Here is a 24,734-nt window from a genome sequence, read left to right on the forward strand (position 1 = left end):
GAATATTATTTTTCTTCGGTAAATGCGTCAAAACAGTCCAGGGCCTTGGCGGCGTACATCATGGCGGGGCCGCCGCCCATCTGGATGGTCATGCCCAGACAGTCCGCGATTTCCTCGCGGGTGGCGCCGCATTTGATCAGGGCTTCAACGTGCAGGGTAATGCAGGCCTCGCAGCGGGTGGCCACAGCGATGCCGAGGGCCACGAATTCTTTGGTTTTGAAATCCAGCGCGCCGTCCTGTTTGACAGCCTTGCTTAGGGTGGCGAAGCCTTTGGTGACATCGGGGATCGCCTTGTTTAGGGCGCGCAGTTGGTCACGGGTTCCGTCGATCTTGTCTTGCCAGCTCATGTATTCTGCCTTTCGCATATAACTTGCGAAAGCCAAACCATTGCTGCGGCACGGGTGCCTTGATCGAGGTCAACCCCGCAGGCGATCGGGGGACAGGGCGTAGATCACATCACCGGCCAAGGCACTGGCGCGGCCCGTCATCATATCGGCCAACAGATCGCTCAGGGCAGGGGCGGTCTGGAAACCGGTGCCCCCTTGGCCCGCTAGCCAGAAGAAATCTCGGTTCAGCGGGTCGGCCCCCACAATCGGCGAACGATCAGGGGCAAAGGTTCGCAGCCCCGCCCAAGTGCCATTCACCCGAGAGATCGACATCGTGGACATGTCCTCGAAACGGGCCAGACCGTTGGCCAGCACCACCTCGTCTGCAAGGGCATCGGCGGGTTCGGCGCGTTCTTCCTCGGCGCAGGACAGCAGCAGGGTGTTGCCCATCGGCTTGATGTACCAACGGCCACCCGCCGCGCGGACATAGGGCCAACGACGGCTGTCATGTCCCATCGGCGCGGGCAGGTCGATCATGGATTGGCGCAGCGCGCTCAGGCCAACGGGGGGCAGACCGGCCATCTGGGCAATCACATCGGCCCATGCACCGGCGGCATTGATCAAGAGCCGCGCATGGATCTGGCCCGCTGTGGTGTTCAGCCGCCAGCCGTCCGCATAGTGGTTGATCTCAAGCACCTGAGCGTCAGATCGCAGCTGAACGCCGTCGGTTCGGGCTTGGGTTGAGTACCCTTGAAGCAGGGCGTGACCGTCCAAATCGAGAACATCGTTGGACCACGCAGCGCGCGACACATGCTCGGTTTTTAGGAGGGGAAAGTAGACACCCGCATCTTCTACGGGGATCGGGGTCAGGCGCCCCGCCTGTGCTTCGTAGTCGAAATAGGCCTCTTCGCCCACGCGGCCCACCAGGAGCATCCCGCGTTTGCGCAGCACACCCCCGTTCGAAAAGTGCAGATGGGTGGCGCTGGCTTCGGTCAGGGCACGCACGGCGGCGGTCCCTTGGTGGGGCTGGTAGATGCCCGCGGACCGTCCCGACGCATGATAGGCAACCTGCCGTTCTGCCTCGATAATTACCACCGACCCTAGGGGGGCCAGCGCGGCGGCAGCGGACATTCCCGCGATGCCCCCGCCAACCACGGCGAAGTCAAACACGGACGGTGTCCGGCTTTTGCGCCGGAGAATCGAAGAGAGAAGGCCTGCCATTGATCTGCCGAGTGACCCAGTTTTTTTATTGTACCCCGATTCATGCGGGAACGTGTAAATTGCAATGAAAAAACCGCGCCCGAAAGGTCGGACGCGGTCTCATTTTGCAATTTTTTACATCTTATTGCGGAATCGAGCCTTCGATCCCTTCGACGTAGAAGTTCATGCCTGCCAGAGTGCCGTCATCTGCGGTCTCGCCCTCGGCCAGCCATGCGCTGCCGTCCTGCTTGTTCAGCGGGCCGGTGAAGGGGTGGTAGGCGCCCGATGCGATCGAGTCTTTCAGCGCCAGAGCGGCTTCTTTGACGTCGGCGGGAACGGCGTCGGTGATCTCGCCGATGCCAACCATGCCTGCGCCGATGCCAGCCCAGGTGTCAGTGCTGGTCCAGGTGCCGTCGATGATCGCTTGGGTGCGCTCGATGTAGTAGGGGCCCCAGTTGTCGATGATCGAGGAGATGCGCGGTGCGGGCGCGTATTCGATCATGTCCGACGCCTGACCAAAGGTGAAGACGTTGCCCTTTTCCTGAGCCGCAGCCTGAGGCGCGGTTGAGTCGGTGTGCTGCAGGATCACGTCTGCGCCCTGTTCGATCAGAACTTTGGCTGCGTCAGCTTCTTTGGCGGGGTCGAACCAGGTGTAAGCCCAGACGATCTTGAACTGGACGTCGGGGTTGACCTTTTTCGCCTGAATGTAGGCGCTGTTGATGCCGCGGATCACTTCGGGGATCGGGAACGAGCCGATGTAACCGATGATGTTCGACTTGGTCATTTTGCCGGCCAGCAGGCCTTCGACAGCGCGGCCTTCGTAGAAGCGGGCCGAGTAGGTCGACACGTTATCCGCGCGTTTGTAGCCGGTGGCGTGCTCGAACTTCACGTTCGGGAATTTGGCCGCGACGTTGATGGTCGGGTCCATGTAACCGAACGAAGTGGTAAAGATCAGGTCGGCGCCGCCAAGCGCCATCTGGGTGATCGCGCGCTCGGCGTCGGCACCTTCGGGGACGGACTCAACAAAGGTGGTCTCGACCTGATCGCCGAAATGCTCTTCGACAGCCAGACGGGCGGTGTTGTGCTCGTGGGTCCAGCCGCCATCGCCGATGGGGCCTACGTAGATGAAGCCGACCTTGGTCTTGTCCGCCGCCATCGCGCCGGTTGCAACGCCAAGCGCCAGAGCGGCGGTGGCCAGATGCTGCATGAGTTTCATTCTGATTAACTCCTGTTGGTGGTCTTTTTGTTGCCCCTAGTGAGAGGCGTGGAACGGTCGGCCCAAAGAGGCCGGAGCGCGGGAACGATCCGCGGACATGATAACCAACACGATGATGGTTATCAGATAAGGTGACATTGCCAAATACTCTACAGGGATGGCGGCCCCTGCGGCTTGCAGGTTCAGCTGCAGCACGTTGACGCCCCCAAAGAGGTAGGCCCCCATGACGACGCGGCCCGGTTTCCAGCTGGCGAACACCACCAGCGCAAGGGAGATCCAGCCGATGCCAGCGGTCATGCCTTCGGTCCACTGGGGGACGCGGACAAGGCTCAGGTATGCGCCGCCAAGGCCCGCGCAGGCCCCGCCAAAGGCAATCGCGGCAAAGCGGATGCGGACGACCTTGTAGCCCAGAGCGTGGGCCGCATCGTGGTTTTCCCCGACCGCGCGCAGGATCAGGCCTGCGCGGGTGCGCGCCAGAAAAAACCAGATCGCCACGGCCAGCAGCAGGCCCACATAGACCATCGCGTCATGCACAAACAGGATGCGGCCGATCACGGGCAGATCCGTCAGCATCCCCAGATCCAGCTTGGGGGTCGAGGGTGGCTTGACGCCCACATAGCCCTGACCCAGCAGCGCCGACAGGCCCAGACCGAACAGCGTCAGCGCCAGACCGGAGGCCACTTGGTTCGCCAGAAAAACCTGCGTCAGCAGGGCAAACAGCATCGACAGCAGCGCCCCCGCAACGGCGGCCCCGATAAAGCCCATGGTGGGCGATCCGGTTTCGACGGCCACGATAAATCCCGCCACCGCGCCGGTGATCATCATCCCCTCGACGCCAAGGTTCAGAACGCCCGCGCGCTCGACAATCAGCTCGCCAAGGGCGGCGAACAGAACCGGCGTCGCGGCGACCATCAGGCTGGCCAGCAGCAGGATCGGGTTGATCGAGGACAGGTCCATCACACGGCCTCCTTGGCTGCGGGGCGAATGCGGTAGTTGGTTAACAGGTCCATGGCCAGCAGGAAGAACAGTAGCATCCCTTGGAAGACTTGGATCGCGGCTAGGGGCAGGCCCATCTGGCTCTGGGTGATTTCCCCGCCGATATAGGTCAGCGCCATCAAGAGACCGGCCAACAGAATGCCGACAGGGTTCAGACGGCCCAAGAAGGCCACGATGATCGCGGTAAAGCCGTAGCCCACGTTGAAGTCGATGCTGACCTGACCCGCAGGGCCAGAGATTTCGAACATCCCCGCCATGCCGGCCAGCGCCCCCGAAATGCCCATGCAGATCAGGACCATGCGGGTGGGGTTCACGCCCGCGAACTTGGCCGCGCGAGGGGCCAGACCCGACATCCGCAGGTGAAAGCCGAACATGTGGCGGCTCAGGACCACATAGGCGAAAATGACCGAGATCAGCGCCGCCACAACGCCCCAATGCATGCCCGTTCCGGCAATCAGCTCGGCGTTATTGGCGCTGGGGTATTGCTGCAAGTTGCGCGAGCCCGGAAAGCCCATGCCCTCGGGGTTCTTCATCAGCCCCAGCGCCATCGAGGCCAACAGTTGCTCGGCCACATAGACCAGCATCAGCGACACAAGGATTTCGTTGGTGCCAAACCGCGTCTTTAGGAACGCAGGGATCAGCCCCCAGAGTGCACCGCCAATCGCCCCCGCGATAACCATCAGCGGGAACAGGATTGGCAATTCCATCGGGTAGACCGCCAGCGCCAGACCGGCCGCACACAGGGCGCCGATGATGTACTGGCCTTCGGCGCCGATGTTCCAGATGCCCGCGCGGAACCCTAGGCTAAGGCCGATCGCGATCAGGATCAGCGGGCCTGCTTTGACCAGCAATTGCGGGCGGTAGTAGAACGAATATTCCCCGAACAGCGGCTCATAGAAGATTTTCTCGATCGCCAGAAACGGGTTCACATTCAGGACCGCGAACAGCGCGCCGCCGAAAATCATGGTCAACACGACCGCCACAATGGGTGCGCCCCAGTTCCATTTGGCCGAAGGGGTCGGGCGTTTTTCGATCTTAAACATGGGCGGCCTCCATGCCATGTGCGCCGCCCATCATCAGACCGATTTCCTCGATCGTCAGGCCCGCAGCAGGGCGGGCATGGGTCAGGCGCCCTTCGTTCAGAGCGGCGAAGCGGTCGCTGATTTCCATAAGTTCGTCAAGGTCTTGGCTGATGCAAATGATCGCAGCCCCTTTGGCGGCCAAGTCCAGCAGGGCCTGACGGATCGCTGCCGCCGCACTGGCATCAACGCCCCAAGTGGGCTGGTTCACGACCAGCACATGGGGGGCTTGCAGGACCTCTCGGCCGATGACAAATTTCTGCAGGTTCCCGCCCGACAAGGCCCGAGCCGCCACATGGGGGCCGGGGGTGCGCACGTCGAACTGGTGAATAACACGCTCGGCAAAGCCCTTGGTGGCGGCCCAGTTGATCCAGCCGCCTTTGGCCAGCCCCTGACGGGTCACACCGGTCATCAGAGCGTTTTCGGTCAGGCTCATGTCCGGCACGGCGGCATGGCCCAAGCGTTCCTCGGGCGCGGCCAGAAGGCCCATCTTGCGCCGCTGCGCCGGACCTAGATTGCCCACCGGACGACCGTCCAGCATGATCTGGCTGGGGGCGCACAGACGCTCGCCCGACAGGGCGGCCAAGAGTTCGTCCTGCCCGTTACCAGCCACGCCGCCGATCCCCAGAACCTCGCCTTTGTGCAGGGTCAGGGTGATGTCGCGCAGGCTGGTCCCGAACGCCTGAGCAGGGGCCAGATTCAGACCGCTGACATGCAGGGCAACCTCTTCGGACACTTGCGAGACGCGCTTGGGCGGGGTCAGGCTGCTGCCCACCATCATCTCGGCCAGCTCTGCGGCGGTTTTCTGGGCAGGGATGCAGGTGGCCACCTTTTTCCCCAGCCGCAGGATCGTGGCGTTGTCACATAGGGCGCGAATTTCCTCGAGCTTGTGCGAGATATACAGGATCGCCGTCCCTTCGGCGGACAGTTTGCGCAGGGTGCGGAACAGGATCTCGACCTCTTGGGGGGTTAGAACGCTGGTCGGCTCGTCCATGATGAGTAGCTTGGGGTCCTGAAGCAGACAGCGAATAATCTCGACCCGCTGGCGTTCGCCCGCTGACAGATCGCCCACCGTCCGGTGCGGGTCCAAGGGCAGGCCATAGGCATCCGACACCGACCGGATTTTCGAGGCCAGCTCGCCCGTAGAGGGCGGGTTGTCCATCCCCAGCGCCACGTTTTCAGCCACCGTCAGCGCATCGAACAGCGAAAAATGCTGGAACACCATCGCCACACCCGCCGCCCGCGCCGCATTGGGGCTGGCAGGGGTATAGGGCGCGCCGTTCAGCGCCATCCGGCCGCTGTCGGGGCTAACCAACCCGTAAATCATCTTGACCAGAGTGGACTTGCCCGCGCCGTTTTCGCCAAGCAGGGCGTGGACTTCGCCCGGCTGGATGTCAAAGCTTACGTCGTCATTGGCGACGACGCCCGGATAGGCCTTGGTCAGCCCAGAGAGAGTTAAGAGTGGCGTGCCCACTGCGTCCCGTCCCCGATTGTTATTTGATCATTTGGTGAAATCAGTAGCGCAGCAGCGACCCCAACGGCAATGGCTTGCGGGTGTTTCCCCAAGGCCGGATTACCGATCGGGCAGGTAATGCGCGAAATCTGGTCCTGTGCGTGCCCCAAGGTCAGCAGCCGCTTCTGGAAACGGGCCCATTTGGTGCCCGATCCGATCAGCCCGCAAAAGCCGAAGCCCCGCGTCAGCAGCCCGTGGCACAGGGCCAGATCCAGATCGTGACTGTAGGTCAGGATCAGGTGCATGGCGTTTTCCGGGGCATGAGGGGCCAGCCGCTCGGGCTCTGCCGCGATCAGTTGGTCCACGCCCTCGGGGATCGCATCAGGAAAGCGGCTTGCCGCCGTGTCGACCCACGTGATGGCAAAGTCGGGTAGGGGGACCATGGTGTGCACCACCGCGCGCCCCACATGCCCCGCGCCCCAGACCCACAGGGGCCTTTGGGCGGGCGCGATATATTCGGCGAACCAGCCTTGGGACAGGCCCTCGGTCGCGGGGGCATGGCCGCCCGTCACACCGGGCAGGGGCCGCGCCCACAGACCCGTTTGAGGCAGGGCATCCGCCCGCGCCGCATCGAACACCTCGGTCAGAACACGCACGGACCCACCGCAGCATTGCCCCAGCGCCGGCCCCAAGGGGTACACCCGCGCCAGATCGCCGCCACCGTCCAAGGCCTGACGCGCCGCCTCTGCCGCATCAAACTCCAGCCGTCCGCCGCCGATGGTGCCGCTTTGCCCGCCGTTCCAGACCAGCATTTCGGTCCCCGCGCCGCGCGGCACCGATCCCCGCACCTCGAGGATCACAACCCGCGCCACCCGCCCGTGTTCGGCGATCGCGCGGTCCAAGGCCTCTCGGTCAAGCATCGCCGCGCACCCGCATCACGGCTTTCAGCACCCGCTCGGGCGTCGCAGGGGCATCCAACGCCGGATAAGCCGCGCCGCAGGCCGCAACCGCATCGGACAGGGCCATCAGCACCGAAATCCCCAAGCAGAACGGCGGCTCACCCACCGCTTTGGAGCGGTGAATGGTGGCCTCGGGGTTGTCGCCCTCGAACAGAGCCACGTTAAATACCTTGGGCCGATCCGATGCCGCCGGAATTTTATAGGTCGAGGGCGCATGGGTGCGCAGCCGCCCCTTGTCGTCCCACACCAGTTCCTCGGTGGTCAGCCAGCCCGCGCCCTGCACAAAGCCGCCTTCGATCTGCCCGATGTCCAGTGCAGGGTTCAGACTGCGCCCCGCGTCATGCAGGATATCCGTCCGCAGAACCTTATACTCGCCGGTCAGCGTATCAATCACCACTTCGGAACATGCCGCCCCATAGGCAAAGTAATAGAACGGCCGCCCGTTGCCCTTGATCCGGTCCCAACTGATGTCGGGGGTCTTGTAGAACCCGGTGGCCGACAGACTGACGCGCCCCTCATAGCATTCCTTTGCCGCCGCGCAGAACGTCATCTCGTCCGCGCCGACCCGCACCAAACCACCCTCGAACACCACATCCGCCGGCTCACCCTGCCGAACTGCCGCCAGATGATCCGCCATCCGCGCCCGCAACGCCTCGCACGCCGCCAACACAGCCATCCCGTTCAGGTCCGACCCCGAAGAGGCCGCCGTAGCCGAGGTATTGGGAACCTTCGACGTATCAGTCGCGGTTAACCGAACCTGCTCCAGCCCGATCCCGAACACGCCCGAGGCAACCTGAGCCACCTTCTGATACAGGCCCTGACCCATCTCGGTCCCGCCATGGTTCAAGGCAACGGACCCGTCCTGATACACATGCACCAAAGCCCCCGCCTGATTAAGATGGCTGAGGGTAAAGGAAATCCCGAACTTCACCGGCGTGATCGCCATCCCCCGCTTCAACACAGGGCTCCCCGCGTTCCATTCGGCCACAGCCACGCGCCGCGCCTCATAGTCACAACGCGCTGCCAGATCAGCGGTCAGCCCGTGCAGAACAAAGTCCGTGACCTCCTGCCCATAGGGGGTCACCTGCTTCTTCTTGGTCAAAATACTCTCGGGGGGCAGCGGCGCAGCCGCGCGGGGGGCAGACAGCCCCCCGTCTGCGCTCTCCATCTCGGCGTAATAGTTGACCTTGCGCACCTCCAGCGGGTCCAAGCCCAAATGGTGCGCAATCTGGTCCATCACCCGCTCGACCCCGACAATCCCCTGCGGCCCGCCAAAGCCCCGAAACGCGGTCGCGCTCTGGGTGTTGGTCCGCAGACGGTGGCTCTCGATCCGGATGTTCTCGAAGAAATAGGCGTTGTCTGCATGCAGCATCGCCCGATCCGCCACGGGCAAACTCAGGTCCTGCGCCCAACCGCAGCGGGTGTAGTGCACAAACTCGATCCCCTGCACACGGCCCGCATGGTCGAACCCCGCGCGATAGCTGATGCGGAAATCGTGCCGCTTGCCGGTGATCACCATGTCGTCGTCGCGGTCATAGCGCATCTTGCAGGGCTTGCCGGTCAGGCTGGCGGCCACAGCGCAGGCTACGGCCAAGGCGTTCCCTTGGCTTTCTTTACCGCCAAAGCCGCCGCCCATCCGGCGCACCTCGACCTTGACCCCGTGCATCGGCAGGCCAAGCGCGTCGGCCACCTTGTGCTGGATTTCGCTGGGGTGCTGGGTCGAGGAATGCACAACCATATCCCCGTCATCCTGCGGCAAGGCCAGTGCGGCCTGACCTTCCAGGTAGAAATGCTCTTGCCCGCCCATGTCGATCACTCCGTCGATCACATGGGCACTGGCGTCAATCGCGCCCGAGGCATCGCCGCGGGTGTAAACACGCGGGCCTTCTTCGAAGCGGCTGTTGGCGGCCATCGCCTCTTCGATGGTGAGGATCGCGGGCTTGGTGTCATAGGTCACTTCGGCCAAGCGGGCGGCTTTGCGCGCTGCGGTGTGGCTGGTGGCGACCACCGCGAACAGGGGCTGGCCCACGTAATGGACGGTGCCCGTGGCCAGCAATGGTTCGTCATGGATCGACGGAGACACATCGTTGGCGTGGGGCAGGTCATTGGCGGTCAGCACGGCGATCACACCTTCGCTGGCACGAACGGCGGTCAGGTCCATCGCGGTGATGGTGCCGTGGGCAATAGTGGACTGCCCGAAGGCCAGATGTAGGCAGCCGGCGGGCGTCGGAATGTCATCCACATAGCGGGCCGCGCCGGTCACATGCAGGCGGGCGCTGTCGTGCGGGGTGGGGCGGTGGACGCTCATAGCTCGACCTCCAGCACGCTGGTGGGGATGCCTTGGGTCTCGGTGAAATAGCGGGTCAGCAGGTTGCGGGCGACCTCGAGCCGGTAATCCGCACTGGCGCGCATGTCCGACAGGGGGGTGAAGTCCTGTGCCCAAGCGTCCCGCGCTGCGTGAATGGTGCCTATGGTCCAAGGCTGGCCGATCAGCGCCTTTTCGACTGTGCTGGCGCGTTTCGGGATGCCCGCCATGCCGCCAAAGGCGATGCGGGCACTGGCAATGACGCCCCCCTGAACGGTGATGTTGAATGCGCCGCACAGGGCCGAGATATCCTGATCGAAGCGTTTCGAAATCTTGTAGACCTTCAGGTCAGGCGCACCGAGGGGAAGGGTGATCCCTTCGACGAACTCACCGGGGTGGCGATCCTGTTTTCCGTAGTCGATAAAGAAATCCTCTAGCGCGATGGTGCGGCGGGTGTCGCCTTGGCGCATGTGCAGCTTGGTGCCGAGGGCGATCAGCGCGGGCGGACTGTCACCGATGGGCGAGCCGTTCGCGATATTCCCGCCGATGGTCGCGGCCGACCGTACTTGGGTCGAGCCATAGCGGCGCAGCATCTCGGCAAAAGAAGGGTAGTGGGGGGCGATGGCTTCTCGCAGGGTTTCGACGGTGACGCCAGCGCCGACATTCATTTCGGTGTCGGTCACGGTGATCTGTTGCAGGTCCTTGCATGCGTGCAGAAAGACTACAGGCCCCAGATCGCGCATCTGTTTGGTGACCCACAGGCCCACATCGGTGCCGCCTGCGATGATGCGGGTGTCCGGATTGGCGATCAGGATCGCGGCCAGTTCATCGCTGCTGCGGGGCAGTTCAGGATCGGCAGGCAGAGCCGCCAAGGCCGCGCGGTCCGCACCCACCCAATCGGGCTCAGGCGCATCCACCGCAGCCTCGGCCGCACGGATGATCGGGGCATAGCCGGTGCAGCGACAGAGGTTCCCCGCCAGACGGTCGTCAAAATCTGTAGCGCCGGTCGCATGGGCCGTCGCCATCGAGGCGATGAACCCCGGTGTGCAGAACCCGCATTGGCTGCCGTGGTGATCGACCATCGCCTGCTGCACGGGATGCAGGGCGCCATCATTGGCGCGGATGCCTTCGACGGTGCGGATGGCTTTGCCCGCGATCTGGGGCATGAACAGGATACAAGCGTTCAGGGCGCGGGGACCGTTTTCGTCCTGCACCATCACGGTGCACGCGCCACAGTCGCCTTCGTTGCAGCCTTCTTTGGTGCCAGTCAGATGTTGGTTCAGTCGCAGCCAGTCGAGCAGAGTCGCGGTGGGCGGGGTCTCTGCGGTCACGGTCTCTCCGTTCAGAAGAAACGTGGTTTTCATCATGGGTTCTTAGGGCCGCTTTACCGTGGCTTGCCGTGGTGGCGCGTCTTCGATGCGGCGTAGAAGACGTGCGGGCTTTGGTTCAGGAAAGCGTAAAGGCGGGCGGTTTGACAAGACTGTCTGTGCACGGATGCGTGATTTTCCTGCATTTGCCTGCGGATTGGGCAGGCTGGGGCAGAGGGGGCGCTGCCCCCGTCCGCCTATGGCGGCCTCCCCCGGGGTATTTGGTGCCAAGATGAAGAGGGGTTTTCGCGGTGCGGGGGCGGGGGTAGTGTCGGCCTCATGAGCACTGATCCCCGATTCATTCACCTGCGCGTCCACACCGAATATTCGCTTCTGGAAGGGGCGGTGACGGTCAAGAAGCTGAGCGGCCTTTGTACCGATGCGGGGATGCCCGCTGTGGCGGTGACGGACACCAATAACAACTTCTGCGCGTTGGAGTTTTCCGAATACGCCAAGGGGGCGGGAATCCAGCCGATTTTGGGCTGTCAGGTGTCTGTGCGCTATGTGGAGCCTGCGGTGGGTGAGCGTCCGCGGATGCCTGCGCCGGTGGTTCTGTTGGCCCAGAACGAGGGCGGTTACATGAACCTGATGAAGCTGAACTCGGCGCTGTATTTCAAGCGCGACGGGGAGCCGCCTCAGGTCACGTTGGAGGAGCTGGAGCGGTATTCGGGCGATCTGATTTGTTTGACCGGCGGGCCGGATGGGCCCGTGGGGATGCTGTTGCAGCAGGGGCAGCGGCCTGCGGCTGAGGCGTTGATGAAGCAGCTGTCGGGCATGTACGGGGATCGGCTGTATGTGGAGTTGCAGCGCCATCCGGGCGAGGATGGCTTGCCCCAGAACGAGCGGCTGAGTGAGCGCGGATTGGTCGAGATGGCCTATGCGATGGATCTGCCCTTGGTGGCGACCAACGATGTCTATTTCCCCAAGCCCGAGATTTACGAGGCCCACGACGCGCTGATCTGTATCGCCGAGGGGTCCTATGTGGACCAGGCCGAGGCGCGGCGGCGGTTGACGCGCGAGCACTATTTCAAGTCGCCGCAGGAAATGGCGACCCTGTTTGCTGATCTGCCCGAGGCGCTGGAGAACACGGTCGAGATCGCCAATCGCTGTGCCTACAAGGCCGAGAAGCGCGCGCCCATTCTGCCCAAGTTCGCTGATGACGAGGTCGAGGAACTGCGCCGTCAGGCGTGGGAAGGTTTGGACAAGCGTCTGGCTGTGATCGAGGCCGTCGATGACCGCAAGGTCTATGAGGAACGGCTGAAGTTCGAGCTGGATATCATCGAGGGGATGGGCTTCCCCGGCTACTTCCTGATCGTTGCGGACTTTATCAAATGGGCCAAGGAGCATGACATTCCCGTTGGTCCGGGCCGTGGTTCGGGGGCGGGTTCGCTGGTCGCTTATGTTCTGACGATCACCGACCTTGATCCCCTGCGCTATAGCCTGCTGTTCGAACGCTTCCTCAACCCGGAACGTGTGTCGATGCCTGACTTCGACATCGACTTCTGCATGGATCGCCGCGAAGAGGTGATCCAGTACGTTCAGCAGAAATACGGGCGGGACAAGGTTGCGCAGATCATCACCTTTGGTGCGCTGCTGTCCAAGGCTGCGGTCCGCGACGTGGGCCGTGTGCTGCAGATGCCCTATGGTCAGGTGGATCGCCTGTCCAAGATGATCCCTGTCGAAGGGGTCAAGCCTGTGTCGATCAAGCAGGCCCTGATGGACGAACCCCGCCTGCGCGAAGAGGCGCGGAGCGAGCCTGTGGTGGATCGCCTGCTGACCTATGGCCAGCAGATCGAGGGCCTGCTCAGGAACGCCTCGACCCACGCGGCGGGTGTGGTGATTGGCGACCGTCCGCTGGACGAATTGGTGCCGCTCTATCAGGATCCGCGGTCTGACATGCCCGCGACCCAGTTCAACATGAAGTGGGTGGAGCAGGCGGGTCTGGTGAAGTTCGACTTCTTGGGTCTGAAGACCCTGACCGTGATCCAGAACGCCATCAACCTGATCCACAAAGGCGGGCGCGATCTGCATGTGGGGCCGGATGGCACTCAGCTCTATGTCCCTGCCGAAGGGGCCGAGAACCAGATCAACGCGATCCCCCTGGACGACGAGCGGACCTACAGGCTCTATGCCGATGCGAAGACGGTCGCTGTGTTCCAGGTGGAAAGTTCGGGCATGATGGATGCGCTCAAGCGCATGAAGCCCACCTGTATCGAAGACATCGTTGCGCTGGTGGCCCTGTATCGCCCCGGCCCGATGGAGAACATCCCTGTCTACTGTGAGGTGAAGCACGGGCTGCGGCCGCTGGAATCGATCCACCCGACGATTGACCACATTCTGGCCGAAACGCAGGGCATCATCGTTTATCAGGAACAGGTGATGCAGATCGCTCAGGTCATGGCGGGCTACAGCCTTGGCGGCGCGGACTTGCTCCGCCGTGCGATGGGTAAAAAGATCAAAGAGGCGATGGACGCCGAACGCCCCAAATTCACCGAAGGGGCCAAGAAGAACGGCGTAGACGACAAGAAAGCAGGCGAAGTGTTCGACCTGCTGGAGAAGTTCGCAAACTACGGCTTCAACAAATCCCACGCGGCGGCCTATGCGGTGGTGTCCTACCAGACCGCGTGGCTCAAGGCGAACCATCCGGTCGAGTTTATGGCGGGCGTCATGAACTGCGATTCCCACCTGACCGAAAAGCTGGCCGTCTATGCCGACGAAGTCCGCAAGGCCAAGGACAAGGGCGGTCTGGGGATCGAGATCGTGCCGCCTTGTGTGAACCGATCGCTCGCGACGTTCGATGTGGCCGATGGCAAGCTGGTCTATGCGCTGGGCGCGCTGAAAAACGTTGGCCAAGACGCTATGCGCCTGATCGAGAACGCGCGGGATGGGCAGCCGTTCAAGACGCTGTTCGATTTCGCCCGCCGTGTGGACCTGAAGCGTGTGGGCAAGCGCCCGCTGGAAATGTTGGCGCGGGCAGGGGCCTTTGATCTCTTGGATAGCAGCCGTGCGCGGGTGTTCGATAGCCTTGATGCGCTGGTGCAGTATTCGGCCGCGATCCACGAACAGCGAGCGTCCAATCAGGTGTCTCTGTTCGGCGATGCGGGCGATGACCTGCCCGAACCGCGCCTGTCCAAACGCAACGACTGGCTGCCCGCCGAACGTCTGGCCGAAGAATTCCGCGCCATCGGGTTCTACCTGTCAGGCCACCCGCTGGACGACTACCGCGCGGTGCTGAAACGCAAGAAGGTCATGACCTTTGACGAGCTGTCCCGCAAAGTCCAAGAGGGCCCGCAGCTGGCCAAACTGGCGGGCGTTGTCGCCTCGCGGCAGGAACGGAAATCGGCGAAGGGGAACCGGTTCGCCTTTGTCCAGTTGAGCGACCCCACGGGCCAGTTCGAAGTCACGCTTTTTTCCGAGGCTTTGGAGAAATCCCGTGAATTCCTGGACAGCGGATCTAACGTCGTGGTGACGGTCGAGGCGACCTACGAATCAGAGCAAGTCAAACTGCTGGGCCGAGGGGTCGCGCCACTGGATGCGATGGTCGCGGACGCCGGATCGAACGGGCTGCGGATTTATGTGGATACGGCCGAGGTGCTGCCCATGATGGCCGCCCTGCTAGAGGACGCCGCGAAATCCGCGCCGCGCTCTTCGAAGGGGCCGATCTACTGCTGCCTGCTGTCCGAGGAACTGCCCGGCGAGGTCGAGATCGACTTGGGCGCGCAGTTTCCTGTCAGCCCCCAGATCAAGGGCGCACTCAAAAGCATGAATGGCATCTTGCAGGTCGAGGACATCTGATCGGGGCGGGCGGCCTGTGGCGGCGGCCCCGACATGAGTATTTATAGCAAAAAAGAAGCCTGCTTTCTGCTTTGTCCAAATACTCAAAATGTTGGAACGGCAGGGTCAGTAGTGTGGCGGACGTTCGTCGCCGACGATCTCGGCCACACCGGCAGAGGCCTCGCGGGCGGCTTCGCGTTCCATCAGCATTTGGACCCGGCGGGTCAGGACCGAGATTTCCTTTTCCTGCCGCGCGACAACGTCCGACAGGTCGTCGACGGACTTCAAGAGGTGGGCAAGGCGTTCTTCGATGAGGTCGATGCGGTTTTCCATAAGGTCGCTCTAGTGTTTTGATTGGGGATTGTCACGTCCCGCCGCTTGCCCCCGCGGCGTTCAAACGCTACACCGCGCCGCGAAAAGACCCCTTATCAGGAGCGTTCCCATGGCCAAAGTCAAGAAGCAGCCCCGGCCCAAGGCCGAAACCCCGAAAGGCTTTCGTGACTATTTCGGCCATGAAGTCACCGAGCGTCAGGAAATGCTGCGCCAGATCGCAGAGGTCTATAGCCACTATGGCTTTGATGCCTTGGAAACGAGCGCGGTCGAAACCGTCGAGGCGCTTGGGAAATTCCTGCCCGACGTGGATCGCCCGAACGAAGGCGTTTTCGGCTGGGAAGAGGAAGACAGCGGCTGGGTGGCCCTGCGCTATGACATGACCGCGCCTTTGGCCCGCGTTTATGCTCAGTTCCGCAACGATCTGCCGACCCCCTATCGCCGCTATGCGATGGGCCCCGTCTGGCGCAACGAAAAGCCCGGCCCCGGCCGCTTCCGCCAGTTCTACCAGTGCGACGCGGATACCGTGGGGGCGCCTTCGGTCGCGGCGGATGCCGAGATTTGCGCGATGCTGTCGGATACGCTGGAGCGTGTTGGTATTCCCCGCGGCGACTACATTGTGCGCATCAACAACCGCAAGGTTCTGAACGGCGTCATGGAAGTGGCAGGCGTTCTGGACCCGTCCGATGAGACCAAGTTCGAGGCCGAGCGCGGCATCGTTCTGCGCGCTATCGACAAGCTGGACCGCTTGGGCGAGGACGGTGTGCGTGCCCTGTTGGGTGAGGGCCGCAAGGACGAGAGCGGCGACTTTACCAAAGGCGCTGGTCTGGGGGCCGAGCAAGCCGAGGTCGTCATGGGTTTCATGGCGGCGCGTCGGGATACTGGTGCGGAAACCTTGGCCCGTCTGCGCGAACTGGTTGGTGGCAGCGCCATCGGTGCCGAAGGCGTGGACGAGCTGGAAGAGATCGCGACCCTGCTGGATGCCCAAGGTTATGGCCCTGACCGCATCATCATCGACCCCTCGGTCGTGCGGGGTCTGGGCTACTACACCGGTCCCGTCTATGAGGCCGAGCTGACCTTCGAGATTTTCGATGAAAAGGGCCGTAAGCGCCAGTTCGGCTCGGTGGCCGGTGGTGGCCGTTATGACGATCTGGTCAAGCGGTTCACTGGTCAGGTCGTGCCCGCGACTGGCGTGTCGATCGGTGTGGACCGTCTGCTGGCCGCTCTGCGTGCCAAGGGCCGCATCGGCCAAGAGGGCGCCCGTGGCCCCGTGGTCGTGACGGTGATGGATAAGGCCCGTATGGCTGACTACCAGTTGATGGTGCGCGAACTGCGCGAGGCTGGCATTCGCGCCGAGGTCTATCTGGGTAACCCCAAGAACTTTGGCAACCAGCTGAAATACGCGGACAAGCGCAACAGCCCCGTGGCCGTCATCGAAGGCGGGGACGAGGCGGATCGCGGTGTGGTCCAGATCAAGGACCTGATCCTTGGCGCCAAGATCGCCGAAGAGGCGACTTTGGAGGAATGGAAAGACCGTCCGTCGCAGTACGAAGTGGCACGCGGCGATCTGGTCGCCAAGGTGCGCGAAATTCTGGATCTGTACAAATGATCGACCGTAGCGCTCCCCGTAAACTGGCCTCTGACCTGCGTGCGCGGTTCGAGGCCTTGGGCGCCGTGCCCGTCGAGCCGCCGTTCCTGCTGTCTGCGGACACTCTGCTGGACCTCTATGGCGAGGATATTCGCGGCCGTGCCTATGTGACTTCGGACCCCGCGCGGGGCGAGATGTTCATGCGTCCCGACTTTACCGTGCCGGTCGTGCAGATGCACATGGCCCAAGGCGCCGAGCCCGCGCGATATACCTACTCGGGCGAGGTGTTCCGCCGTCAGGAAGAGCATCCCGACCGCGCCATCGAATTCCTGCAGGTGGGCTACGAGGTCTTTGACCGTGCCGATCCTGTAGGGGCCGAGGCCGAAGTGTTTGCCCGTATCGCCGAGGCGCTGGCCCCGATGGGGCTGAAGGCCGTGATCGGTGACATCGGTCTGCTGCGTGCCGCGATCGAGGGGCTGGACACCACCCAGCGCCGCAAGTCCGCGCTGCTGCGCCACATCTGGCACCCCCGCCGGTTCCGCGCCTTGTTGGACCGTTTCGCGGGCCGTGCGCCGGTGCCTGCCGCCCGCGAGGCGCTGCTGAACGCCGCTGACCCGATGGCAAATGCCGGTCCGATGATCGGTCTGCGCTCTGCCACCGAGATCGAGGCCCGGATCGCAGCCCTGCGCGAAGACGCGGCCACTGCGCCCATTTCCGAAGGCCAGCTGGAGCTGATCGAAGCCCTGCTGGAGGTGCGCGAAACCGCCCCCTATGCGCTGGAGCAGCTGCGTGATCTGGCGGTCGATATGCCCTCGATCAGCAAGGCTGTGGAGCGTATGGCCGCCCGTAACGCTGCGCTGGCCGATATGGGGATCGACCTAGAGACCCTGTCGTTCGAGGCCACCTATGGCCGCACCTCGATGGAATATTACGACGGCTTCGTCTTTGGCCTTATCGCCGAGGATCGCCCCGATCTGCCCCCCGTGGCATCGGGCGGGCGCTATGATGCGCTGACCTCGAAACTGGGGCAGGGCCGTGAAATTCCGGCCGTGGGCGGCGTGATCCGCCCCGGACTGGTTCTGGACCTCGGAGGTCTGTCATGACGATCAAGATCGGTGTGCCCTCCAAGGGCCGTCTTATGGAGAAAACCTTTGACTGGTTCGCAGAGCGGGGCGTGGCCCTGTCGCGCGCCGGATCCGAGCGTGAATACGCGGGCAAGGTCGAAGGGATCGAGGGCGTGGAACTGGTTCTGCTGTCCGCAGGCGAGATTCCCCGTGAACTGGCCGCAGGCCGCATCCATCTGGGTGTGACCGGTCAGGACCTGATCCGCGAGAAGCTGTCCCAGTGGGAGCAGCGGGTCGAGGAACTGGCGGAACTGGGCTTTGGTCAGGCGGACCTGATCATCGCAGTGCCGCAGGCGTGGGTCGATGTGGATACGCTGGAAGATCTGGATGCGGCGGCGGCAGCCTTTCGCACCGAGCATGGCTTCCGTCTGCGCATTGCCACCAAATACCACCGTCTGGTGCGCGAGTACCTGAAGGAGCACGGTGTGGCAGACTACCAGCTGGTAGACAGCCAGGGCGCGACCGAAGGCACCATCAAGAACCTGAACGCCGAGGCCGTGGCCGACATCACCAGTTCGGGCGAGACGCTGCGCGCCAACCACCTGAAGATCCTGTCGGACGCGCTGGTGCTGCGCTCGCAGGCGACTTTGTTCAAGGCGCGCGGTCTGAACCTGAACGATCAGGACCGCGCCAAGCGCACCGAGCTACTGAAAAAGCTGGGAGTGTGGAATTAATCCACGCTCCCCTCGCGCAGGTCGGTCAGGAACTGCACATAGGCCTCGACCCCCTGCGCGCCGTTCACCAGATACTTCTCGTCAAAGATCATTGCGGGCACGCTGCGGATGCCCTGAGAGGTCCAGTACCCTTCGTGGTCGCGGACCTCTTCGGCGTATTGGTCGGACTGCAGGATTTTGCGGGCCTCGGCCCAGTCCAGCCCCAGTTCCATCACGATCACCCCTAGGGTGCCACGGTCACTGACATCGCGGCCATCGGTGAAATAGGCGGCGAACAGGGCCTCTTTCATCTCGGTCGCTTTGTCGAAGGTGCCGGCCCAGTGGATCAGGCGGTGCGCGTCAAAGGTGTTCACCATCCGCATGTCGTCAGTGAAGTTGAAGTCAAAGCCAACATCGGCACCGGTCTTGGTGATGTGCTCGCGGGTGGCGGCGCTTTGCTCGGGGGTGATCTGGTACTTGCCGATCAGATGCTCGCGCAGGTTCTGGCCTTCGGCGGGCATGTCGGGGTTCAGCTCGAACGGGTGCCAATAGATTTCGGCCTCGGTGTCCGTAGCCTCTAGCGCGGCTTGCAGCTGATTATAGCCGATCACGCACCACGGGCAGACCACGTCGGACACGATGTCGATACGCAAAGGTTGGTTCATCACTCGGGACCCTTTGTTACAGTTTGGGCATAGTTGTGCGGCGGGGCAGGGGAATGCAATCGCCCCGCCTGTGCGCTAAATCACACCGATATCTGCCAAGGCGGCGGACAGCTCGGGGGGCAGGGTGTCTTCGGATTCGCGGCCCTTGCGCAGGTCGCGGGGGCTGTCCTCGGGCTTGAGATACCGCCAGCCTTGGAACGGTCGGCGCGGCGCGGGTTCGGTGCGCTGCACCTCGGGGTCCAGTACGATGGCGCAGCGGCGCACCCCGTCGCCAAGGTCCACCTCGGTCAGGTCGATCACGCGCTGACGGGCCAGAATCACGCCCTTGAACACCCAATACAAGGACCCGCCATCCAGCAGTTCGGCCTCGCGTTTGGGCCACATGCGGGTGACGTGCCAGATGCGCCCGTCAGGCCCTTTGGCATGGGGTGTTTGCTGCCAGTTCAGCAGGTCTTCGACGCTCTCTGCACCCACGCAGAGCTTTACCAGATTGATGTGTTGGGCCATGTCCACTCCGCCATTGGGGCGCAACCTAGCCGATTTCGGCGGGGGGACAAGGCAGGCAGACCCCATTGTGATCGCCGTCGGGGCACGTGCCATAGGACCGCCCGCCGATGGTCAGCGGGATGCAGTTGCGGCACGGGACAGGCGCGTTCTTCTAAGTCAAAGCCATAGCGCGATTTTTCCGGACGGGGCCCGGTTTCCAACGCAGAAACAGGGGCAGGGGGCGTAGTGCCTCTGTTAACGCAATCCCCTAAATGTAGGGCTGTGGATAAATATAAATCCTATATGTGGTGACAAAAAGGCTGTTTTGGGCGATATTCACGTTGACCAAAGTTAACCCGTGCCCTAGTTAGCCCGTCCATCCTGACCCATAATTCCGAGGACACAATGACTCGCTTTGCTGCCCCCATCGCCGAACAAATCTGGGATATGAAATACCGTCTGAAAAAGGCGGATGGCGCGCCGGTGGATGGCACTGTCGAGGATACCTGGCGTCGAATCGCGACCAGCCTTGCCTCGGTCGAGAAAGAGCCCGAGGTCTGGGAAAAGAAATTCTATAGCGCGCTGGAAGACTTCAAATTCCTGCCCGCAGGCCGCATCACCGCAGGCGCGGGCACCGGCCGCACCGTGACCCTGTTTAACTGCTTTGTCATGGGCACCATCCCGGACAGCATGGCGGGCATCTTTGACATGCTCAAAGAGGCCGCGCTGACCATGCAGCAGGGTGGCGGCATCGGCTATGACTTCAGCACCATCCGTCCCCGTGGTGCGGACGTGAAGGGCGTTGCCGCAGATGCGTCCGGCCCGCTGTCCTTCATGGATGTTTGGGATGCGATGTGCCGCACCATCATGTCCGCTGGTTCGCGTCGCGGCGCGATGATGGCGACCATGCGCTGCGACCACCCCGATATCGAGGACTTCATCACCGCGAAATCCGACGCGGCCCGCCTGCGCATGTTCAACGTGTCGGTGCTGATTACCGATGCCTTCATGGAAGCGGTCAAAAACGACGGCAGCTGGGAGCTGAAGTTCGGCGACAAGATCTACAAGACCGTCGAGGCCCGTGATCTGTGGAACAAGATCATGAAGTCGACCTATGACTACGCCGAACCGGGCGTGATCTTTATCGACCGCATCAACCAGATGAACAACCTGGGCTACTGCGAGAGCATCGCGGCCACCAACCCCTGCGGCGAGCAGCCCCTGCCGCCCTATGGCGCGTGCCTCTTGGGCTCGATCAACATGGCCCGTCTGGTGGACAACGCCTTCGAAGACGGCGCCGTCCTGAACGAAGACAAGCTGACCGAACTGGTCGCTCTGGCCGTGCGCATGATGGACAACGTGGTGGACGCCAGCCGCTTCCCGCTCGAGGCGCAGGCCCGCGAAGCGCAGATGAAGCGCCGCATCGGTCTGGGTGTCACCGGTCTGGCCGACGCGCTGCTGATGGTTGGCCTGAAATACGGCACCGACGAGGCCGCCGCGCAGACCGAAGCCTGGATGAAGCAGATCGCCCGCGCGTCCTATTTGGCGTCCGTTGATCTGGCCAAAGAAAAGGGTGCCTTCCCGCTGTTTGATGCCGAAGGCTACCTGTCCTCGGGCAACATGAAGCAGATGGACGACGATGTCCGCGCCGAGATCGCCGAACACGGCATCCGCAACGCGCTGCTGACCTCGATCGCGCCCACCGGCACCATCTCGCTGTACGCAGGCAACGTCAGCTCGGGCATCGAGCCCGTCTTCGCCTACGCCTACAAGCGCAAGGTTCTGCAAAAAGACGGCAGCCGCACCGAAGAAGAAGTGGTCGATTACGCCGTTCAGATGTGGCGCGAAAAGATGGGCGACGCAGAGCTGCCCGACTACTTCGTCAACGCCCAAACGCTGGAGCCTTCGGCCCACGTGAAAATGCAGGCTGCCGCGCAGAAGTGGATCGACAGCTCGATCTCCAAGACCATCAACTGCCCCGAAGACATCAGCTTTGACGAATTCAAAGACGTCTACATGGCGGCATGGGATCAGGGCTGTAAGGGCTGTACCACCTACCGTCCGAACGACGTGACCGGTTCGGTCCTGTCGGTCAGCGAAGAAACCGAGAAGGCCCCTGAGATCGATGCAGGCGCAGACGTTGTCTACCTGTCCGAGCCTCTGGACCGTCCGCAGGCGCTGGAAGGCAACACCTACAAGCTGAAGTGGCCCGATAGCGAGCACGCGATCTATCTGACCATCAACGACGTGGTTGTCGGTGGCCGCCGCCGTCCGTTCGAGGTCTTCATCAACTCCAAGAACATGGAGCACTTTGCCTGGACCGTCGCGCTGACCCGCATGATCTCGGCCGTGTTCCGCCGTGGCGGCGATATCACCTTTGTCGCCGAAGAGCTGAAGGCCGTGTTCGACCCCCGTGGCGGCGCATGGATCCAGGGCAAATACATCCCTTCGATCCTCGCGGCGATCGGCAGCGTGATCGAGCAGCACCTTGTGTCGATCGGCTTCATGGAAGGCGAAGGCATGGGCCTGAAGTCCGACCCCAAAGCCATGGTCGTCAATCTGGACCAGCCCCGCGGCAAAGCCTGCCCGAGCTGCGGCCAGTACTCCATGATGATGGTGGAAGGGTGCATGACCTGCTCGTCCTGCGGCCATAGCAAGTGCGGCTGATTTAGGTCTGGCTTGTGTGAATCACCTCATCCAAGTTCCGGAAATCACCACATCTGGTTTCCGGATCGGGAGCCCCAAGATCGCAGAATGAATGCATAACGAGGCCGCGCAACTGCGCGGCCTTTTGCTTTTTAAAGCTTTTTCAAATTGTTACAGAAGTGTCCGGTCGACATCTTCCCGCAGGTACAACGTGCCGTAGTCCTCGCCATCCGGCGAGAAGACCTTGACCCCAGCGGCTCGTAAGGTTGCCGTCATGGACTGCCAGCTCTTGCCGTGGGCCTGCGCCATGGTTCGCGGCGTGTAGAAGCGCTGGTGGAAGGCGTCCGCGTCGTTGCGGGTGATGAAAAGCTGTCTCGTCTTCAACTTGGGGTGAACGAGCTCAGTCGCGGGCGTGTGGCCATTGATGACAAGGCGCTTCATGCGGATGGGTTGCCCGATGCCGACGGTTTTTGAGAACAACTCAATGCTCTGGTTGGACGAGGGCTCAGGCGACAGGACTGAGCAGACCTCGTCATGGTAGACGTACAGCGCCGCGTAGCCGTCGAAGTCGGCGTGGTTCCCGATCCTGACAATGCGTCGGTCCTGGATCGCTTTGATGATGACTTCAGGGCCCACCATCAATCGCGCGGCAGACTTCGAGATGTGCTCCCATCCATGCTGTGCTTGGCGGAGCGGCGAGGCTCCGACGAAGACGCTGTCGAGGAAGCGCACGCCATCCGCTGGATCCCAGATGGCCTTGGTCCCAGCGTCCCCGACGGATGGCAGTCTCGGCTCAAGTACACCACCTGCTACGAGCAGATTGAACTGAGACCGCGAGGCGTTGATGCCCTCAGCGAAGTCCTTCGCGGTGATCAAGGTTGTCGCGGCTTTCAGTACCGTGTCGGCCAGTTTCGCGTCGAAGACCTGCCAGGCGTCCGGCAAACCTTCTTCGGGAATGATGCCTTCGGCGGCGAGAATCTTTCGGAGACGCCTCTGGTCAATCCCGGTGGCCTTGGCCGCGCTTCTCACCGAATGAAGCCGCCTTTCGACGATGGGCTCTCCGAGCAGTTCATCCCCGATGCCGAGAGGCCACGTCTCCATCATGTGTGACCGCAGAATCCTCCGGAATTCATCGTAATCGGGGTTTTCGATGGTATCGTAGGCCAGCCGGTCATACATCTTCGGGAAGATCTTCTTGGGGCCATCGTGCGGTCCACCCGAGAGGTTCTGCAGGCCCTGTAAGGCATCCCTGATCGCTGCCTCGCCTTGCTGGGCGACCCGAAATCCCAGATCATACACAAACCATTTGTCCTCATCGGTCACTGCAGACGGGGCAGACGTGATGTGACGCAAGAGGGACGTTCCAAGCATCAGGCAATAGTTACAGGCCGCGTGCAGCGGGTGCTGTTCCAGCCAATTGCCGTCGCCGTGACCTTCCAGCCGTGCATCCAGCCAGGTATCGAAACCGGTTGGGGCTCGCGGTTCGAGGGTCAGGTTTCCCGCAGTGATGGCCGGGATCAGCGAGGCCAGATGCGGCGCTGAATCAAACCGTGGGACTGGTTTGCTTTCCCGCCATAGCGTCACCAACGGTGTGTTGTGCTCCAGACAGAGTGTCACGTGTGGCACCAACCAATGCCCGCGCATAGCCATCGCCGCATGATCAGTCCCCTGGCCCTCAAGATCCTGACGAAGACATTCTGGACAACCGCGCATCTTTGGAGGCTGCAATATCTTGGACGGAAAGGTGTGACCGCGGAAAAGGCGCATGGTCCCGCCAACACCTTCTTTCGAGGGCGACCATGCAACGACGTCTTCAGGAATAGGGCAGCCGAAGGCTGCGAGGGCTTCGATCCCAGACGAGGTACCCGAGACTACCGCGAGGAACGATGACTCTCTGTCTGCCGAGAAGGTGGCCGCATCCACATGGTAGGCAGCTGCCATCCTTGAGACGAAAGAAGCGACGGTTTCACGCCGTCGATGGTGAATGGGTATGGCCATGAACGCTCCGAAGTCTCTGGCTTCGTAAACACGGGGTGATCGGATGCAAGGTCAAAAAAGAAATTGTAGTGACGGCCCTTTGCGGACCTTTATCCCGGCATCAAACGCCGCACTGCAGCTTCACAGGAGTTGCCATTCGCAGCATGTGCTCGATTTGAACTGTATTCTTGGTCTGGATTGCGGAGAAATCAGGCGCCAATTGTTTGATAGGATGGCTTGTTTCGCCTTGTAGCTGCACCTTTGAGGTGCAAGAATTTGAAGCAATTCAACGTACAAAGGTGGGTTCCGCGCGGATGGAGGCAGTATTCTTTTGCCATGGCATGCCCGGAAGCAAAGCCGACGCCACTTTGCTTCATAAGGCCAACCCCGACGTTGATATCGTCGCGGTAGACCTTTTGGCTAACGCCCCAGATGACGTTGATGTGGCGTTTGCCAACGTGTTGCATTCCAATGCGATTGGCGCGGACAAGGGCGGGGTAGTTCTGGCCGGGTTTTCGATCGGCGCAATGGCCGCGATCAAGATCGCAGCGACACGTCCGGATATTGTCTCGCGGCTCATTCTCATTTCT

Annotated in this window: 19 protein-coding genes; 6 read left to right on the forward strand and 13 right to left on the reverse strand. The window is 62.3% G+C overall.

Annotated features, from left to right (window positions below; all coding sequences use genetic code 11):
* Window positions 1-5: 5 nt before the first annotated feature.
* The 9 genes from HJ536_RS19780 to xdhA all read right to left on the reverse strand — a co-directional run bounded on the left by HJ536_RS19780 (window position 6) and on the right by xdhA (window position 10,898).
* Window positions 6-347: a carboxymuconolactone decarboxylase family protein gene (locus HJ536_RS19780; protein WP_177159122.1), complete on the reverse strand. Its 342-nt coding sequence runs from the start codon at window positions 345-347 to the stop codon at window positions 6-8.
* 69 nt (window positions 348-416) lie between these two features.
* Entirely contained in the window at window positions 417-1,496 is a 1,080-nt protein-coding gene (locus HJ536_RS19785) for an FAD-dependent oxidoreductase (protein ID WP_176853080.1), read from the reverse strand.
* A 172-nt stretch (window positions 1,497-1,668) separates the two neighbouring features.
* Entirely contained in the window at window positions 1,669-2,742 is a 1,074-nt protein-coding gene (locus tag HJ536_RS19790; protein WP_177159123.1) for a BMP family ABC transporter substrate-binding protein, read from the reverse strand.
* Window positions 2,743-2,778: 36 nt separating this feature from the next.
* A complete protein-coding gene (locus tag HJ536_RS19795) occupies window positions 2,779-3,699 on the reverse strand; it encodes an ABC transporter permease (protein ID WP_177159124.1) in 921 nt (306 codons plus the stop codon).
* The gene (locus HJ536_RS19800; RefSeq protein ID WP_177159125.1) at window positions 3,699-4,781 is read right to left on the reverse strand and encodes an ABC transporter permease; all 1,083 of its coding nucleotides are present in this window, start codon (window positions 4,779-4,781) and stop codon (window positions 3,699-3,701) included. Before HJ536_RS19800 ends, HJ536_RS19795 begins: the two co-directional genes overlap by 1 nt.
* Window positions 4,774-6,291: an ATP-binding cassette domain-containing protein gene (locus tag HJ536_RS19805; RefSeq protein ID WP_176853084.1), complete on the reverse strand. Its 1,518-nt coding sequence runs from the start codon at window positions 6,289-6,291 to the stop codon at window positions 4,774-4,776. Before HJ536_RS19805 ends, HJ536_RS19800 begins: the two co-directional genes overlap by 8 nt.
* Window positions 6,273-7,190: a xanthine dehydrogenase accessory protein XdhC gene (gene xdhC / locus HJ536_RS19810; RefSeq protein WP_177159126.1), complete on the reverse strand. Its 918-nt coding sequence runs from the start codon at window positions 7,188-7,190 to the stop codon at window positions 6,273-6,275. The genes HJ536_RS19805 and xdhC overlap by 19 nt, the downstream gene beginning before the upstream one ends.
* Complete coding sequence (xdhB, locus tag HJ536_RS19815) at window positions 7,183-9,537, reverse strand: xanthine dehydrogenase molybdopterin binding subunit (protein WP_177159127.1); 2,355 nt, start codon at window positions 9,535-9,537, stop codon at window positions 7,183-7,185. Before xdhB ends, xdhC begins: the two co-directional genes overlap by 8 nt.
* Entirely contained in the window at window positions 9,534-10,898 is a 1,365-nt protein-coding gene (gene xdhA / locus HJ536_RS19820; RefSeq protein ID WP_177159128.1) for a xanthine dehydrogenase small subunit, read from the reverse strand. Before xdhA ends, xdhB begins: the two co-directional genes overlap by 4 nt.
* A gap of 282 nt (window positions 10,899-11,180) precedes the next feature.
* On the opposite strand from xdhA, the gene dnaE reads away from it, so the two are divergent.
* On the forward strand, window positions 11,181-14,696 hold the full coding sequence (gene dnaE / locus HJ536_RS19825) for a DNA polymerase III subunit alpha (protein ID WP_177159129.1): 3,516 nt from the start codon (window positions 11,181-11,183) through the stop codon (window positions 14,694-14,696).
* Window positions 14,697-14,801: 105 nt separating this feature from the next.
* Here the strand turns inward: dnaE and HJ536_RS19830 are convergent, their stop codons facing one another.
* Window positions 14,802-14,996, reverse strand: a complete 195-nt coding sequence (locus HJ536_RS19830; RefSeq protein WP_176853155.1) for a SlyX family protein — start codon at window positions 14,994-14,996, stop codon at window positions 14,802-14,804.
* 121 nt (window positions 14,997-15,117) lie between these two features.
* On the opposite strand from HJ536_RS19830, the gene hisS reads away from it, so the two are divergent.
* Genes hisS through hisG form a run of 3 tightly spaced genes read left to right on the forward strand, consistent with a single transcriptional unit; the run spans window position 15,118 to window position 18,391 of the window.
* Window positions 15,118-16,614: a histidine--tRNA ligase gene (hisS, locus tag HJ536_RS19835; protein WP_177159130.1), complete on the forward strand. Its 1,497-nt coding sequence runs from the start codon at window positions 15,118-15,120 to the stop codon at window positions 16,612-16,614.
* The gene (locus tag HJ536_RS19840) at window positions 16,611-17,696 is read left to right on the forward strand and encodes an ATP phosphoribosyltransferase regulatory subunit (RefSeq protein WP_177159131.1); all 1,086 of its coding nucleotides are present in this window, start codon (window positions 16,611-16,613) and stop codon (window positions 17,694-17,696) included. Before hisS ends, HJ536_RS19840 begins: the two co-directional genes overlap by 4 nt.
* Complete coding sequence (gene hisG, locus HJ536_RS19845; RefSeq protein WP_177159132.1) at window positions 17,693-18,391, forward strand: ATP phosphoribosyltransferase; 699 nt, start codon at window positions 17,693-17,695, stop codon at window positions 18,389-18,391. The genes HJ536_RS19840 and hisG overlap by 4 nt, the downstream gene beginning before the upstream one ends.
* On the opposite strand, the gene HJ536_RS19850 is transcribed toward hisG, so the two are convergent.
* Together HJ536_RS19850 and HJ536_RS19855 are read right to left on the reverse strand one after the other, a co-directional pair.
* On the reverse strand, window positions 18,388-19,035 hold the full coding sequence (locus HJ536_RS19850) for a DsbA family oxidoreductase (RefSeq protein WP_177159133.1): 648 nt from the start codon (window positions 19,033-19,035) through the stop codon (window positions 18,388-18,390). The genes hisG and HJ536_RS19850 overlap by 4 nt on opposite strands.
* Window positions 19,036-19,110: 75 nt before the next feature.
* Window positions 19,111-19,542: a DUF1489 family protein gene (locus HJ536_RS19855; RefSeq protein ID WP_176853093.1), complete on the reverse strand. Its 432-nt coding sequence runs from the start codon at window positions 19,540-19,542 to the stop codon at window positions 19,111-19,113.
* Window positions 19,543-19,926: 384 nt separating this feature from the next.
* Between HJ536_RS19855 and HJ536_RS19860 the strand changes: the two genes are divergently transcribed.
* Window positions 19,927-22,188 (forward strand): adenosylcobalamin-dependent ribonucleoside-diphosphate reductase, encoded by a 2,262-nt coding sequence (locus tag HJ536_RS19860; RefSeq protein ID WP_176853094.1) that lies wholly within the window; start codon window positions 19,927-19,929, stop codon window positions 22,186-22,188.
* Window positions 22,189-22,338: 150 nt separating this feature from the next.
* Here HJ536_RS19860 and HJ536_RS19865 read toward each other — a convergent pair whose 3' ends face one another.
* The gene (locus HJ536_RS19865) at window positions 22,339-24,165 is read right to left on the reverse strand and encodes a TniQ family protein (protein ID WP_177159134.1); all 1,827 of its coding nucleotides are present in this window, start codon (window positions 24,163-24,165) and stop codon (window positions 22,339-22,341) included.
* 293 nt (window positions 24,166-24,458) lie between these two features.
* On the opposite strand from HJ536_RS19865, the gene HJ536_RS19870 reads away from it, so the two are divergent.
* On the forward strand, window positions 24,459-24,734 hold a 276-nt coding region (locus tag HJ536_RS19870), incomplete at its 3' end, for an alpha/beta fold hydrolase (RefSeq protein WP_177159135.1).

Source organism: Donghicola mangrovi (assembly GCF_013377535.1).
GTDB classification, from domain to species: Bacteria; Pseudomonadota; Alphaproteobacteria; order Rhodobacterales; family Rhodobacteraceae; genus Donghicola; species Donghicola mangrovi.